The sequence below is a fragment of the Mesobacillus zeae genome (assembly GCF_003570705.1).
GTDB lineage: Bacteria > Bacillota > Bacilli > Bacillales > Cytobacillaceae > Mesobacillus_C > Mesobacillus_C zeae.
Genome location: NZ_QWVT01000008.1, coordinates 185,557 through 199,333, shown reverse-complemented (window position 1 = coordinate 199,333; position 13,777 = coordinate 185,557). Strand labels below are relative to the sequence as shown.

Genomic DNA, 13,777 nt, shown 5'->3' with positions numbered 1-13,777 from the left:
AAATAGCCTCCTTTTACAGACAGCCAGTTTATGCCTGAATATTGTTTTTAGGCCGCTGGCTCGTTCAAATATATGCTTGTACCCAATCATTTATCCCTAGCTCTAACGCTTTTCTATTAATGAAAAAAGAGAAGAGGATGTCAGTCACTGACATCCTCTTCTCTCACTTCCCCCCCAGGAGACTGGTTAGCCCCTTCGGCTTCTTTGCTTTCTTTTTTCTTTGCTTCCTCGTACTGTTCTTCAGGGGTATTTAAATCAACAATAATAAAATTACCTTTTTTCACCGGGGCTCCAGGCTGGATACTTTGCTTTGAAACATAACCTGTACCTGACTTATTCAGGTTCATCCCGCTAATTTGCGAAAACTTCATCGCATCCCTGAGTGACCAGCCTGTCATATCAGGAACCGTCATTTTTCCGTCCGTTTTGATTAAGACTTTTTCCCCTTCGAGCAGAACTGAACCTGGTTCAGGCATTTGTCCGGTGACATTTTTCCCTTCTCCAAGGATGACAGGGATAAGTCCTTGCGCTTTCAATGCTTTAGCAGCTGAATCTGCAGATTCCCCTTCGAATGCTGGGATCTTATCGGATGTTGCTTTTTCCGAAGTGGCAGGCTTGATGTTCAAATACTGCAGGCTGCTCTTCATGACTGTATTAAAAATCTCGGAAACCGGCACAGCACCATTAGTCATTTCGTCAAGTTCAGGCTGCTGTACGGCTACATACATCACAAGCTTGGGGTCATCCTTTGGAGCCATGCCTAAAAAGGAAAAGATATAATTTTCCCGCCCAGTCATATATCTCCCATCAGGACCGGGAATTTGCGATGTTCCCGTTTTCCCTGCTACATTATAGCCCTCAATATTATAGATTCTCCCTGTTCCTTTCTCGGCAGTCACCACGGTTTCAAGAATATCCCGTACTTCCTTCGCTGTTTCTGCAGATATTGGATTTCCAGCGACCTTAGGGTCCGTTCCGCCAACCACTTTATCAGTATTCGACTCGGTGATTTTGTCAATAACCCTTGGTTTCATCATTTTCCCATCGTTTGCTACAGCTGTTGCAGCTTGGACTAGCTGTATAGGAGTGACCGTCGTTCCCTGTCCATACGATGTTGTAATTTTTTCAACCGGCCATTGATATAAAATCTTTCCTTTTGTTTCATTAGGCAAATCAATGCCGGTCTTCTTGTCAAAACCAAAACGATCCAAGTATTCTCTGTATTTATCAAAACCTATCTTTTCACTGACCAGTTTAGCAACTGCAACATTAGAGGACCGCTGGATTCCTTCAAGATAAGAGATTGTCCCCCATCCAGTATAATTATGGTCCCGGATTGCCTGGGATTTTGGGGTAACTTTGTAGGACCCAGACTGGTAAAGTTCATTAGGGTTGAACTTCTTTTCTTCAACTGCTGCTGCCAGAGTGAAAATTTTCATGGTGGAACCAGGCTCTATCGATGTTTCGGTTATCTCATTATGCCAGCTTTTTTCAAGCCCTTCCCTTGTCTTTGGATGAAAGGTAGGCCGCTGGGACATAGCTAGTATATCGCCTGTTTTCGGATCGGCCACAACAGCGATGATTTTTTTGGGGCTGTATTCTTTATCCACTTTTTTCATCGCATCTTCGAGAAATGTCTGGATTTTTTTATCAATAGTTAAATAGACATTGTCTCCGTCTTTGGCGGGCTTAATCTCTTTTTTCGCATTGGGAAGCAAATAACCAAAAAGATCGGTGTCAAATTTAACAGACCCATCCTGACCATTCAGCTTCTCATTCAAGCTTGCTTCAATTCCAAGCTTTCCGGACGATTTTATCTTTCCGTCTTTTCCTTTCTCATTTTCTACATATCCAATGAGATGGGAGGAAAAGACTCCATTTGGATAGAAGCGCTTTTTTTCCCTTTGAAAAGTGATGCCCGGAAGATGCAATTCATCTATTTCCCTTTTAGTCTGATGGGAAATATCCCTGCCCGCCTTTCCAAACTCTACCTGGAAAGATCCTTTTTTCGACAGGCGTTTATATATTTCACTTTCTTCCATATCAATATGCTTTGCCAATTCCCTCGCTGTTTTTTCCGGGTCTATGACATGCTTTGGTTTTTTTGGGTTTTCAGTAACAGATTTATCAAGGATTGCAACAAGTGTATAAGCTGTCGTATCTTCTGCCACCACTTCCCCGTTTCGGTCAAAGATTGATCCGCGGGACGCCTCGATTACATTTTCCTTGGCATACTTTTGTTTCGCCTTTGCAACGAGAGACTGGCCATGCGTCTCTCCTGTTACTTGGAGGGAAACAAACCTAAAAATCAAGATAAAAAAGAGCAGGCTAAATATTACAAATAATATCGCTGCTCCTGCATTCATATTTGGTTGTTTTTTTTGCATTAGTCCTGCACAACCTTGACGTTATTTTCGTTCAAAGTGAGGCCAAGTTCCTTTGCCTTTTCCCAAATTCTTTCGTATCTGCTTAGTTCGTCTACTTGGTTACCCAAATCAATGTTCACTTTTTTCTGCTCATCAATTGTACTTTCAGCCAGCTGGATATCTTTATTGACTTCATAGATAGCCGCCTGCTTGGAGACGATGAATGCGGCACCGAAACAAACCATGATACCGAAAACGAGTGCCAGGATTTTTTCCCCAGGCGTCAGCCAGGCTGTTCCTCTTGCGACATCGGCTTTCGGTGATTGAACCGTTTGCTGCTGCTCATGTTGAAGCTTTCTAGCAAGATTGCTCATCCTTTTCCCTCCTGAAATACATTAATTTTTTATGTTATTTTTTCACAAATTCTCAATTTAGCTGACCTTGCCCGATTGTTAAACTCGATTTCTTCATCGGTAGGCAGAATCGGCTTTCTTGTCACAAGACGAATCTTAGGCTTGAATTCATCAGGTATGACTGGAAGGCCTGGCGGTAGAGGTGGCAGTTCACTCGCTTTCTTGAACGTTACTTTGCAGATTCTGTCCTCAAGAGAGTGGAAGGTTATGACACTGATCCGGCCATTTGTACCAAGCATTTCCATTGCCTGTTCCAATGACTTTTCAAATACTCCTAGTTCATCATTGACAGCAATCCGGATAGCCTGAAAAATCCTTTTGGCAGGATGTCCACCTTTTCTGCGGGCAGGTGCAGGAATCGTATCCTTGATCAACTCCACCAATTCCCCTGTTGTTTCAATCGGTTTGACTTCGCGCAACGCCTCAATTTTCCTGGCGATTTGCTTTGAAAACTTTTCCTCTCCATATTGGAAGAAAATTTTCACAAGCTTTTCATATGGCCAGGAATTAATGACATCATAAGCGGTAGTATCGCCATCCTGGTCCATCCTCATATCAAGCGGTGCATCATGATGGTAACTGAAACCCCGTTCAGGATTGTCCAGCTGCGGTGAAGACACGCCAAGGTCATAAAGAATTCCATCTACTTCATGAATTCCACGGCTTTCCAATTCTTCCTGAAGGTAAAGAAAGTTGCTTTTAATAATCGTTAGTTTGTCCCCAAATCTTGCAAGTTTTTCTTTTGCATTCTCAATTGCAATCTCATCCTGATCGAAGGCATAAAGCTTGCCCTGATCAGAGAGTCTTGAAAGAATGAGTTCACTGTGCCCGGCACCACCGAGAGTACAATCAACATATATGCCATCCGGCTTAATATTAAGTCCGTCCACTGCTTCTTCGAGCAGGACCGTTGTGTGCTTGAACATGTCTTTCCCCTTTCCAAATCGAAACATGGATATATTATATCAGGATAATGTTACCCTTATATATCAAATCCAATCATATTTTCCGCAATTTCAGCAAAAGATTCTTCTGATTCCGCGAAATAGTCTTCCCAGATGGCTTTGCTCCAAATTTCGATCCGGTTGGAAACCCCCAAGATCACACACTCTTTCTCAAGCTTTGCGTATTGCAGCAGCGGAGCCGGGATGTTGATTCGCCCCTGTTTGTCAATTTCACTCTCGGTAGCACCTGAAAAGAAAAAGCGGGTAAAAGCGCGGGCATCCTTTTTCGTCAATGGCAAAGCCTTAAGTTTGTCCTCAATGACTTCCCATTCGGCCAGAGGGTACCCAAACAAACATTGGTCAAGACCACGAGTAATAATAAACAATTCCCCAAGATGCTCGCGCAGCTTTGCAGGAACAATCACCCTGCCTTTATTATCAATGTTGTGATGGTATTCACCCATGAACATGATACCGGCCCCACTTTCTAACTCCAATGTACCACATCCCCCCACTTTCTACCACATCTTTTTAAATATTTCCCTTGCATCCTATTCACATTCTGTCCTGTCGCTATTTGCCGCCGGCTTCATCGCTTTCTCGCAACAAAAAAAAAGACCCATCCCAGGATGGAGTCTACATTTTCACCACTTTATGCGTTCCGTCAAATGTTAGGTTTTGCGCAATTAGTTCAGATACGAAATCCATGCCATAACGGTTAAAATACCAAAACGGATTCCATACCCTTTCCTGCGGTATCCCTAACGGCCTTAGTGCATGGTTGATTTTGGAGAATTTCCTTAAGACAGCATCATTTTTCCGGCAGGCGGACTCCTCTGTTTTTTTCTCCATGAAGTCAATCTGGCCCAGCAAAACATCTTCGTTTTTCTCAAGCAGCGAAAGCAGTGCAGGATAGGATGAAGACATTCTAGTTCTAATCATCCTGTAATTCTCTTCAAGCTGTTCTTTTGTCTTTTCGAATAAGACTTCAAGCTCGCGGTCTTTAATGGAGTCGATATATCGCAGTTCGAACTTTTCCGTTCCCGCAGTCAACACTTCACTCAAATCAAGGCCAAGTTCCTCGATGTCTCTTTCAATCGAACGGTCCAGCAGCGTAATATTCAGTCTTGGGACCAGCGGAGGCATTTTCATACCAAAATGTTCAAACACCAGTTTCAGTTCGGACCAATAAGCAATTTCTCCCGGTCCTCCGATAAAGGCTAGCACTGGAAACAGCCATTCCTGCATCAACGGCCTTGTCACCACATTGTTGCTAAGCTTCTCCGGGTGCTCCGAGGCAATTTCCAGAAGCGCTCCTTCCGTAAAACTAACTTCTCCGTTTTTACCTGTTAAGAGTTTTCCTTCAGGATCGGACTGCAGAAGTATACGTTCATTGTTTATTCGATCATAATAGAAGAGATTAATCGCGTTAGGAGAAATATCCATCGCTTTTTGAAAACCTGCCGCTTCCTTTTCCTTCTGTTGATGCAGGACAGATGCTGTAATAGCCTCATGATTTTTAATCTGCCTGGAAAAGTACTCTTTTTCCAGCTTGCGCAGGCCGCTGTTTCCAGAGTCAATAATAAGGAGCCCGTGGTCCTTAAATATCTCCATAATAACCGAGGCGAAAAAGTCCACAATGGTTTCCGACTTTAACAACTGCTGCTCCGTGAAACTTAATAAGTCCTTTGTATGTTCTGTTTCTCCGTATGTTTCAATAATTCCTTCAACCCAGTTGCGGCATACTTCCTGATCAAGATACAACTCTGATGCCATCTTTTTCTCAAGCTGTTTTTGAGGGAAAACCCGCTTTTCAGGTTTGTTTGTATTCATCACGTATACATGGTTGATTTCCTGGAAATCATGGTCTTCCCCAGCAATCCAGAATACCGGAACCACAGGGACTCCAAGCTCGGCTTCCTTTTGTTCGGCAAGCTTAATGATGGAAATTACTTTATGAAGCGAATATAGAGGACCTGTGAAAAGTCCAGCCTGCTGCCCACCAATAACCGCCACGCTGTTCTTCTGCCTAAGCTTGCGAAGATTGTCCCTGACCTGGTCTGAACTAGGGTAGCGGGACATAAACTCATCTATATGGTCAGCCAGTTCATTCCTGAAAAACTGCCTGGTGCCCAATTCTTTCAAACGTTCAGCGTAGTGGTTTTCCTTTTTATAATCATAATGAAAAAAATCCTGAATAAGAGTGTTTCCTTCAAAGTAGCCTGTCGCAAATCGATTTGGAGCAGGCAGTGTGAGATTTAAAATCTCCATTCATATGTACTTCCTTTCCGGTAAGCGTTTTTGACTCTACATGAGTATAGCATTGTTGCATTTGAAAAGAAAAAAAGTTGCATAATACTATGCTGCCAGCCATGCAATCCGCTGAAACAAACCAAAAAGGATAAGAAAAATATACGCAAATAAAAACAGCAAAAAATTGAATCGCCAAAAGCCCTTGAATATTCTTCTGAACTCGACCTCCTGCCGGTACTTCCAATTCATTAGAACAAACAGGAAACCGATGACCAATAGAGTGAGTACAATCATCCATAAATATGACTTCCCCCAAATGGTCATGATTAAAAAGTGGACGGCCAGAATCAATAAAAATGTGCAGGCATCTATCGCGAGTTTGACAGATTTACGATGGTTTCGGGTTATCTGCTTGCATAAGACAAAAACCAGAAGATAGCCCGCCAGCGGAATAGTAACAAGTACTGCTGCAGTTCCCGAAAGAAAATCCTTCATATACTCGCCCCCCGCTGAAACTCCTTTCCCTTGATATGGCGAAAGTAAGTTCTGATAATAGGAGTATCAATATTTTGTCCTTCAGCCTCTTCTAAAATATATCCAAGAATTCCATCTATTTCCGTCTGCCTTCCAGCTTCAATATCCTTCAGCATAGATGAACTATTTGCCGAGGTTTTTCGGCAAACGGAAACAATATTTGCGAAATGTTTTTCTTTATCCTCAAGCCGGAGTGCCATTGCTACTTCAGAAAAAAGATCCTTAAAGATTTCATAAAAAAACGGATTATCCAGCAACTCGCCATTTCTGACTTGAAAAGCAGCTGTCAAGGGATTGATCACTGCATTCACTACAAGCTTACCAATCAAAACTGAGCGGAAATCGTCAGCCATTTCAACAGGGAAATCGACAAGTTCCATCTCGGTAAAGTGTTTAATCGGCCCTGCCTCACCCTTATAGACAGCCACCCTCGTTACTCCGATTCCGTTATGGGAAACCGAATGATCACCAATAGCCATAGCTCCATGCTCAACAGAACCAATATAAATATTTTTCACAGGAAGCTCCGAAAGCCATTTTACGTGTCCCATGCCATTTTGCAGAAACATCAAAGAAGCATCCCCCGGCATTCTTTCAGCGACTGAATTGAGTACAGATTGAAGCTGATATTGTTTAACTGCAAGGATTGTCAGTTCTTCCCTTCCAGTCCATTTTTCTAATGGGGCAGCATTTACTCCCGCCCGAAAGTCACAACCTTTTTTCAATAGATGGATTCCATTAGCCCTGATTGCCTCTGATTGTCCTTCGGTTCTAGTATAGACGGTGACTCGGTTCTTTCGGCCTAAATAATATGAAAACAGCAAGCCAATCGACCCGCCGCCAATAACTGCGATTTCCATCCTATTCCCCCGATTCCTTCTTTAGTCATATTTTATCAGAAAAACAGGATTGTTTGTAAACTGTCTCATAAAAAAACAGCAGCCGTTACAGGCTGCTGTCTTATGTTGTCCTTACACCGGATAAACGGGATGCTTCCGGTTGCCGAACCCCAATTCCTTCGTTGAGTAAAGGGCAAACCTTTCAATAAGCTCTGCCCGGAGTTCGGATGGAAGCACGATATCATCAACGATTAGCTCGGAAGCCAGACGGTAAATATCAATATGCTCCTTATATTCCTGATGTTTTTCCTGGATGAAGGCTATTTTTTCTTTAGGGTCTTCTATTTCATTGATTTTATTGCTGTAAACTGCATTTACTGCAGCTTCAGGACCCATGACTGCAATTTGGGCAGTCGGGAGAGCGATGCAGCAGTCAGGTTCAAATGCAGGGCCTGCCATCGCATAGAGGCCTGCTCCATATGCTTTCCGCACAATAACAGAAATCTTCGGCACCGTAGCTGAACTCATTGCTGCGATCAGCTTTGCGCCATGCCGAATGATGCCGGCACGCTCCACTTTTGTCCCAATCATAAAACCCGGGACATCAGCAAGAAACAAGAGCGGAATATGGAAAGCATCACAAAGCTGAATGAATTTAGCGGCTTTATCCGCTGAATCAACAAACAGGACTCCACCCTTTACTTTTGGCTGATTGGCAATAATTCCGACAGGCTTTCCGTCCATACGGGCAAGTCCTGTAATCAACTCAGGGGCAAACAACTTCTTGATTTCAAAGAAACTGCCCTCATCAATCAAGGTATCAATGCATTCATACATATCGAATGGAGCATTTTGGTTTAAAGGAATAACGTCGTCTAGCGCCCTGCCCGCAGCGGGAGCAGACGCTTCAACAACAGGCGGCTTTTCCTTGTAGTTTCCAGGGAAAAATTGCAGATATTTTTTTGCTGCCTCTATCGCTTCCTCTTCGCTGTATGCCAGCAAATCCCCACAGCCGCTGACGGAACAATGCATTCTAGCTCCACCCATTTCTTCAAGCGTCACTTTCTCCCCTATCACCTTTTCAGCCATTCTTGGCGAGCCAAGGTACATGGAAGCATTTTGGTCCACCATGATGACAATGTCACAAAACGCAGGAATATATGCACCGCCAGCCGCAGAAGGACCAAACAGAAGGCAAACCTGCGGAATCATTCCCGACAGCTTTACCTGGTTATAAAATATCTTGCCTGCACCACGCCTGTTCGGGAACATTTCCAACTGGTCGGTGATTCTGGCACCTGCTGAATCAACAAGATAAAGAAGCGGCACTTTTAGCTTTTCTGCAGTTTCCTGGATTCTGATGATTTTCTCGACAGTCCTTGCACCCCATGATCCAGCCTTAATTGTGGAGTCGTTCGCCATTACGCAAACCGTCTGTCCTCCAACCTTTCCAATCGCGGTTACAACTCCATCTGCCGGGAGATCTCCCGCCATGAAATTTGCAAATTTCCCGTCTTCTTCGTAGACACCTCCGTCAAACAGCAGTTCCAGCCGATCACGGACAAAGAGTTTGTTTTGGGTTTTAAGCTTTTCATGATACTTCGGATGGCCGCCTGCCTCGATTTTTTCTTTTTTCTCCAGCAAAGCATCTGTTAAAGTTTTAGCTGTTGTCATATTTCCCCTCCTGCTCTTATTCAATTACGATGAGGACATCGCCCTCATTTACAAAATCTCCGATGTTCACCTTAACTTCTCCAACTTTCCCGGACATTGCGCCCTCGACAGGGATTTCCATTTTCATTGATTCAATCATCATGACTTCCTGGCCTTCCGCCACTTCATCCCCTGTACTTACCATGATATTAAGTACCGTTCCTGCCATTGCTGCTGTAATTGTTTTCATATTCCTGCTCCTCCTATTTCGCTGCCTTCTTGACTGAATTTAAATACGATGTCGAATATTTACCCGACAGAAAAGCTTCCTCGTGCAATAGTTCCCTAAAAACCGGGGCGTTGGATTTAAGCCCCTCAATTTTCAGACCTTGAAAAAATTGGCGGGCAGACGCAATGGCTTCATTGCGGTCATCGCCTGAAACAATTATTTTGGCGATCATTGGGTCATAAAAAGGCGTGACAGCATTCCCTTCCCTATAACCAGTGTCAATCCTTACGACATCGTCAGCTTCCCATCTGAACTCTGAAAGGGTTCCAGGTGACGGGAAAAATGAAACTGGATCTTCAGCATAGAGCCGGAATTCCACCGCTGCACCTTTTCGTGTTATCTCTTCCTGTGTTAGCGGAAGTTTATCTCCTTGTGCGACAAGTATTTGCCACTCAACCAGGTCAAGACCTGTAATGACTTCTGTCACCGGATGTTCCACCTGCAGTCTTGTATTCATTTCAAGGAAATAGAAATTTTCTTCTGAATCCACAATGAACTCCACGGTCCCGGCATTTACATAATCCACTGCTTTTGCCGCTGAAAGAGCAGTCCTGTACAGGTTCTCTCTTGCCTCAGCCGACAATGACGGTGAAGGTGCCTCTTCTACCACTTTTTGATGCCTTCTTTGAATAGAGCAGTCCCGTTCAAAAAGGTGGACAGCATTGCCTTCAGAATCTCCGAAGATTTGAACTTCAATATGACGAGCATCAGCAATATACTTTTCGATGAACACATCTTCCGAGCCGAAGTATGCTTTGGCCCGGGCTTTGGTAGACTGGTATTGACTGTTGAGCGCCTGCTCATTTTCACAGCGCACCATGCCAATGCCTCCGCCTCCGCCGCTTGCTTTAAGCATAACAGGGTATCCGATTTCCCCGGCCAGCAAAACAGCTTCCTCAAGGGAGGATACCCCGCCGCCGCTTCCCGGAACTACGGGAACTCCTGCTTTTTCCATTGTTTTTCGTGCAATGATCTTGTCCCCCATCGCTTCAATTGTTTTCGGCGAAGGCCCAATGAAAATCAAGCCATTTTCAATTACTTCCCTGGCAAATCCCGCATTCTCGGATAGAAATCCGTATCCTGGATGGATAGCATCCGCTTTTTCCCTTTTGGCTATTTCAATGAGCATGCTGCTGTTCAAATAGGATTTTTGTACAGGCGGTTCTCCAATCCGGAAAGCTGTATCCGCCTCTTTGACGTAAGGCAGGTCCTTATCAGCATCCGAAAACACGGCAATCGTTTCTATTCCCATGGCCCGGCAAGTCCGGATGATGCGAAGCGCAATTTCTCCCCTGTTGGCAATCAAAATTCTTTGCACGCTTTTTCCCCTTTCTAAAAAAACTATGTTCATATATAAAATTCTACAATATTCTGTATATTTCCTGCAAAAAAATGAAAACGTTTACTATATTTATAGGCAGAATTTTTTGATATAATAAACTTTATAGACAAAAAATAATGCTACCTGCCTTTCTTGCACCTGCTTGAAAGACAGGTGACAGCAGCACAGGGGGATGGACATGGAGCATAAAGTGGAAAAACTTAAAATTAATTACAAAACCCTAGAGGAATTTAAGAAGTTCAAGGAATATGGGCACCAGGAATTATCCATGATTGAGGACTTGGAAGCCAATATTATTGAAAATGATAGCAACTCGCCGTTTTATGGGATTTATTTTGGTGATAAACTCGTAGCAAGGATGAGCCTTTACACAATCCAATCTAAATTTGACCGTTATTTCGCTCCGCCTCAGGATTACTTGGAGCTTTGGAAGCTGGAAGTCCTTCCGGACTATCAGAGAAAAGGATATGGCAAAGCCCTTGTCGAATTTGCAAAAAGCTTCGGGCTCCCTATTAAGACGAATTCCAGAATTCGCTCATTTGATTTTTGGACAGCACTTGGCTTTACGCCTGCAACCTATGAGGTTGAACGGGACAAGGGAGAGAACCCGCTTGTATGGTATCCGGCAGGCGTAACTGAACAAGTTCATTGATTTGAAGAATACTTAATTTTAAAATCGCCCGCGGTGCAGTCCGCGGGCGATTTTTGATGATTATTTTTCATTCGGGCTACTGGCTGCCGTCTGCAGCTGTAATTCTCTTTCTTTCGCTTCATCCTTCTGGCCAACCATTTTCATCGCCCGCTCCATAATTTCAACCATTGCTCGGTGGTCTCTTTCAATTGTATTTAATTCATTCTCAAGCTTTTCATTTTCAGCAGACAAGTAATAGATTTGGCGTTCAAGGTCCTTAATTCGGAATTCATACTGCTCAATTGCTTTTTTCTCTCCGCCTATATTTTCTGCCCGCTCATAAAGCCCATCCAAATAGGATTTCACTTCTTGCAGGCTGAGTTCTCTTACGGCTGTTTCCTCCTTGATTGAAGTTTCCTGCCGAGATGTTTCGGATTTTTCCTGTTTCTTGTCTGTTTTCTTTAATTCTTTTCTATGCTTCTTGGCTAATTCAATACCTGATTGGAATTGTTTCCTTACAAAGGAGTTCCAGCGGAAACCGCAAGCTGCAGCTGTCCTGGACAGTCGCTTTCCAACCTCTTCAAAAGCCTTTAGTTGAGTGCCGCCATCCCTTATATGGCGCAGCACCGTTTCTGCAAGCAACAAATCTTCATCCTGAGTCCATGCATCCTGGCGGGTTAAAGTCATCAGTTTATTCCTCCTAGTGTTTTTTATTGAATCCTATGCATCTAGTAGGAAAGATAGAATGAGTTCGTGCCGGCAGCAGCTATTTTTATTTTTTATTAAAAAATTCAGCCACTTTTTGATGATGGGCATCCGACTCCCACAAAATTGCACACTGGTTGACTTCTTCCTCTATTCTTTCCTTCACAGAAGAGGAAACCCATTTTCTAATAAGGATGTTCTTGTAAGCTTTCAAAACATCTGTATCCTTTTTAAGTATATTCTCGAGAAAAGCGTTGCATGCGTTTGCAGGTCCACCGTCAAAAACACGATCAATGAATCCGATATTTTCCAGTTCCTCTGAAGAAAGTATCATTCCATCTGCCAACATTGACAAGGCTTTCGGAGCTGGAAGACGCTCCAGAAGGATTGTACCTCCTCCCCAGCCTGTCGTTATCCCAAGGCCTGCCTGGATAAAACCTGCTTTGGCTCCCCTTTTTGCTATTCTGAAGTCACAGGCTGATGCCAGTTCGCAACCTCCCCCGACTGCTGTGCCATTCAGCACTGCAACTGTGGGCTTTGGAAGCATCATCAGCCTGTAAAGAATTCCAGCCATCTTTGACAGCATCCCCCTTGCTTCTTCGGCTGTTATCAGCCCATGAAAAATGGACAAATCTCCCCCCGAACAAAATGCCTTTCCCGTTCCTGTCACGGCAAGGGCCTTAACTTTATCATCCTCGCAAAGCTTAATGGCTTCCAAAAGACCATCCATTACTTTGTAATCAACAGCATTCCGCTTTTCAGGCCTGTTGATTGTAAATATCAATATTCCATTTGATTCCATGTTGATTGTATATGAATCCATCCTGCTCCCCCTCGTGGTACTGGTATACATTTCCTATCATTTTATCAATATTGCCATAAACTTAAAAGCTTAAAAGAATGCCCGGTAAACATGATTTGTCCATATTCAGAGATACACTCACCCAAAATACTGCATGACCATTGATGGATAAACGCAAAAAAAAGCACAGGATGCATGCATCCTGTGCTTTCTTCAAAGGAAATTAGTCGTTTACAACTTCTTTGCCTTTGTATGTTCCGCATTCCTTACAAACACGGTGAGCAAGTTTCATTTCACCGCAGTTAGGGCATGCAACCATGCCTGGAACCTGTAATTTAAAATGAGTACGGCGTTTTCTTTTCGCAGTTTTGGACGTCCTTCTAAATGGTACAGCCATTCTTCCCACCTCCTTAAAGAGAGTTAAGGTAGTTTATGAAGTCCGGCAAATCAGCCGGTGCTCCGCGTTTCATTTGTTCAGGTGACTCATTCTTCAGATGAATCATTTTGATTAAAGAAATTTGCCAAACCGGCCAGACGGGGATCCACTTTTTCTTTCTTAGTTTCATGGATTACTTCCCAGTCCTTGCCTGACTGGGGCGCACCTTCCTGACTGCTGTCATCTTCACAAAAAACCTGGATTGGAACTTCAAGCAAAAGAATTTCCCTGATGACAGGCATCAGGTCGATCACATCGCCCTTTACTTGGTGCACTTCCTCATCAATGCCATATTCATGATCACTCAAAAGGAAAGTTTCTGTTGTTTCAACATCCACTGGGTAATTTACATCGACCAGTGTCCGAGAACAAGGAAGGATTAAATGACCTTCAAAATGGAGATGAAAAGTCACTCTTGAAGAGCTGATATCAGCCCTGCCGGTTATATGCACCGGAGATACGGCACGGATGGATGGATCGGTTTCCTTGATCTCATCAGCCTTAACCGTTTCGTCAATCAAAAATTCCTTGTTTCGGTATTTTTGCAACTGACTAATTGTCCATTTCATA

General features: G+C 43.5%; 15 protein-coding genes. 1 reads left to right on the top strand and 14 read right to left on the bottom strand.

Features of this window, described 5'->3' with window-relative positions; genetic code table 11:
- Window positions 1-140: 140 nt before the first annotated feature.
- The 10 genes from D1970_RS03450 to D1970_RS03405 all read right to left on the bottom strand — a co-directional run bounded on the left by D1970_RS03450 (window position 141) and on the right by D1970_RS03405 (window position 10,609).
- Window positions 141-2,387: a penicillin-binding protein gene (locus D1970_RS03450; protein ID WP_119111475.1), complete on the bottom strand. Its 2,247-nt coding sequence runs from the start codon at window positions 2,385-2,387 to the stop codon at window positions 141-143.
- Window positions 2,387-2,740 (bottom strand): cell division protein FtsL, encoded by a 354-nt coding sequence (gene ftsL, locus D1970_RS03445; RefSeq protein ID WP_119111474.1) that lies wholly within the window; start codon window positions 2,738-2,740, stop codon window positions 2,387-2,389. Before ftsL ends, D1970_RS03450 begins: the two co-directional genes overlap by 1 nt.
- A gap of 29 nt (window positions 2,741-2,769) precedes the next feature.
- A complete protein-coding gene (rsmH, locus tag D1970_RS03440) occupies window positions 2,770-3,705 on the bottom strand; it encodes a 16S rRNA (cytosine(1402)-N(4))-methyltransferase RsmH (protein ID WP_119111473.1) in 936 nt (311 codons plus the stop codon).
- Between the two features lie 56 nt (window positions 3,706-3,761).
- Window positions 3,762-4,193, bottom strand: a complete 432-nt coding sequence (gene mraZ, locus D1970_RS03435) for a division/cell wall cluster transcriptional repressor MraZ (protein WP_119111709.1) — start codon at window positions 4,191-4,193, stop codon at window positions 3,762-3,764.
- A gap of 166 nt (window positions 4,194-4,359) precedes the next feature.
- Window positions 4,360-5,994 (bottom strand): bacillithiol biosynthesis cysteine-adding enzyme BshC, encoded by a 1,635-nt coding sequence (gene bshC / locus D1970_RS03430; protein WP_119111472.1) that lies wholly within the window; start codon window positions 5,992-5,994, stop codon window positions 4,360-4,362.
- A gap of 87 nt (window positions 5,995-6,081) precedes the next feature.
- Complete coding sequence (locus D1970_RS03425; protein ID WP_119111471.1) at window positions 6,082-6,471, bottom strand: DUF3397 domain-containing protein; 390 nt, start codon at window positions 6,469-6,471, stop codon at window positions 6,082-6,084.
- A complete protein-coding gene (locus D1970_RS03420; RefSeq protein ID WP_119111470.1) occupies window positions 6,468-7,370 on the bottom strand; it encodes a 2-dehydropantoate 2-reductase in 903 nt (300 codons plus the stop codon). The genes D1970_RS03425 and D1970_RS03420 overlap by 4 nt, the downstream gene beginning before the upstream one ends.
- Window positions 7,371-7,481: 111 nt before the next feature.
- Window positions 7,482-9,023, bottom strand: a complete 1,542-nt coding sequence (locus D1970_RS03415) for an acyl-CoA carboxylase subunit beta (RefSeq protein ID WP_119111469.1) — start codon at window positions 9,021-9,023, stop codon at window positions 7,482-7,484.
- 16 nt (window positions 9,024-9,039) lie between these two features.
- Window positions 9,040-9,252 (bottom strand): biotin/lipoyl-containing protein, encoded by a 213-nt coding sequence (locus D1970_RS03410; RefSeq protein ID WP_119111468.1) that lies wholly within the window; start codon window positions 9,250-9,252, stop codon window positions 9,040-9,042.
- 13 nt (window positions 9,253-9,265) lie between these two features.
- Window positions 9,266-10,609, bottom strand: coding sequence for an acetyl-CoA carboxylase biotin carboxylase subunit (locus D1970_RS03405; RefSeq protein WP_119111467.1), 1,344 nt, complete (start codon window positions 10,607-10,609; stop codon window positions 9,266-9,268).
- Window positions 10,610-10,811: 202 nt separating this feature from the next.
- On the opposite strand from D1970_RS03405, the gene D1970_RS03400 reads away from it, so the two are divergent.
- A complete protein-coding gene (locus D1970_RS03400; protein ID WP_119111466.1) occupies window positions 10,812-11,285 on the top strand; it encodes an N-acetyltransferase in 474 nt (157 codons plus the stop codon).
- 60 nt (window positions 11,286-11,345) lie between these two features.
- Here the strand turns inward: D1970_RS03400 and D1970_RS03395 are convergent, their stop codons facing one another.
- The 4 genes from D1970_RS03395 to D1970_RS03380 all read right to left on the bottom strand — a co-directional run bounded on the left by D1970_RS03395 (window position 11,346) and on the right by D1970_RS03380 (window position 13,776).
- Window positions 11,346-11,951 (bottom strand): RsfA family transcriptional regulator, encoded by a 606-nt coding sequence (locus tag D1970_RS03395; RefSeq protein WP_119111465.1) that lies wholly within the window; start codon window positions 11,949-11,951, stop codon window positions 11,346-11,348.
- An 85-nt stretch (window positions 11,952-12,036) separates the two neighbouring features.
- Window positions 12,037-12,792, bottom strand: coding sequence for an enoyl-CoA hydratase/isomerase family protein (locus tag D1970_RS03390; protein ID WP_119111464.1), 756 nt, complete (start codon window positions 12,790-12,792; stop codon window positions 12,037-12,039).
- A gap of 202 nt (window positions 12,793-12,994) precedes the next feature.
- On the bottom strand, window positions 12,995-13,168 hold the full coding sequence (rpmF, locus tag D1970_RS03385) for a 50S ribosomal protein L32 (RefSeq protein WP_046522242.1): 174 nt from the start codon (window positions 13,166-13,168) through the stop codon (window positions 12,995-12,997).
- Window positions 13,169-13,254: 86 nt separating this feature from the next.
- Window positions 13,255-13,776: a YceD family protein gene (locus D1970_RS03380; protein ID WP_119111463.1), complete on the bottom strand. Its 522-nt coding sequence runs from the start codon at window positions 13,774-13,776 to the stop codon at window positions 13,255-13,257.
- Window position 13,777 lies beyond the last annotated feature (1 nt).

Excerpts from the sequence above, each read along its gene's own strand:
- D1970_RS03450 (WP_119111475.1), bottom strand. The coding sequence starts at position 2,387 with ATGCAAAAAAAACAACCAAATATGAATGCAGGAGCAGCGATATTATTT.
- D1970_RS03425 (WP_119111471.1), bottom strand. The coding sequence starts at position 6,471 with ATGAAGGATTTTCTTTCGGGAACTGCAGCAGTACTTGTTACTATTCCG.
- D1970_RS03415 (WP_119111469.1), bottom strand. The coding sequence starts at position 9,023 with ATGACAACAGCTAAAACTTTAACAGATGCTTTGCTGGAGAAAAAAGAA.
- rpmF (WP_046522242.1), bottom strand. The coding sequence starts at position 13,168 with ATGGCTGTACCATTTAGAAGGACGTCCAAAACTGCGAAAAGAAAACGC.
- mraZ (WP_119111709.1), bottom strand. The coding sequence starts at position 4,193 with ATGTTCATGGGTGAATACCATCACAACATTGATAATAAAGGCAGGGTG.
- D1970_RS03420 (WP_119111470.1), bottom strand. The coding sequence starts at position 7,370 with ATGGAAATCGCAGTTATTGGCGGCGGGTCGATTGGCTTGCTGTTTTCA.
- bshC (WP_119111472.1), bottom strand. The coding sequence starts at position 5,994 with ATGGAGATTTTAAATCTCACACTGCCTGCTCCAAATCGATTTGCGACA.
- ftsL (WP_119111474.1), bottom strand. The coding sequence starts at position 2,740 with ATGAGCAATCTTGCTAGAAAGCTTCAACATGAGCAGCAGCAAACGGTT.
- D1970_RS03410 (WP_119111468.1), bottom strand. The coding sequence starts at position 9,252 with ATGAAAACAATTACAGCAGCAATGGCAGGAACGGTACTTAATATCATG.
- D1970_RS03395 (WP_119111465.1), bottom strand. The coding sequence starts at position 11,951 with ATGACTTTAACCCGCCAGGATGCATGGACTCAGGATGAAGATTTGTTG.
- D1970_RS03380 (WP_119111463.1), bottom strand. The coding sequence starts at position 13,776 with ATGAAATGGACAATTAGTCAGTTGCAAAAATACCGAAACAAGGAATTT.
- D1970_RS03400 (WP_119111466.1), top strand. The coding sequence starts at position 10,812 with ATGGAGCATAAAGTGGAAAAACTTAAAATTAATTACAAAACCCTAGAG.
- rsmH (WP_119111473.1), bottom strand. The coding sequence starts at position 3,705 with ATGTTCAAGCACACAACGGTCCTGCTCGAAGAAGCAGTGGACGGACTT.
- D1970_RS03390 (WP_119111464.1), bottom strand. The coding sequence starts at position 12,792 with ATGGATTCATATACAATCAACATGGAATCAAATGGAATATTGATATTT.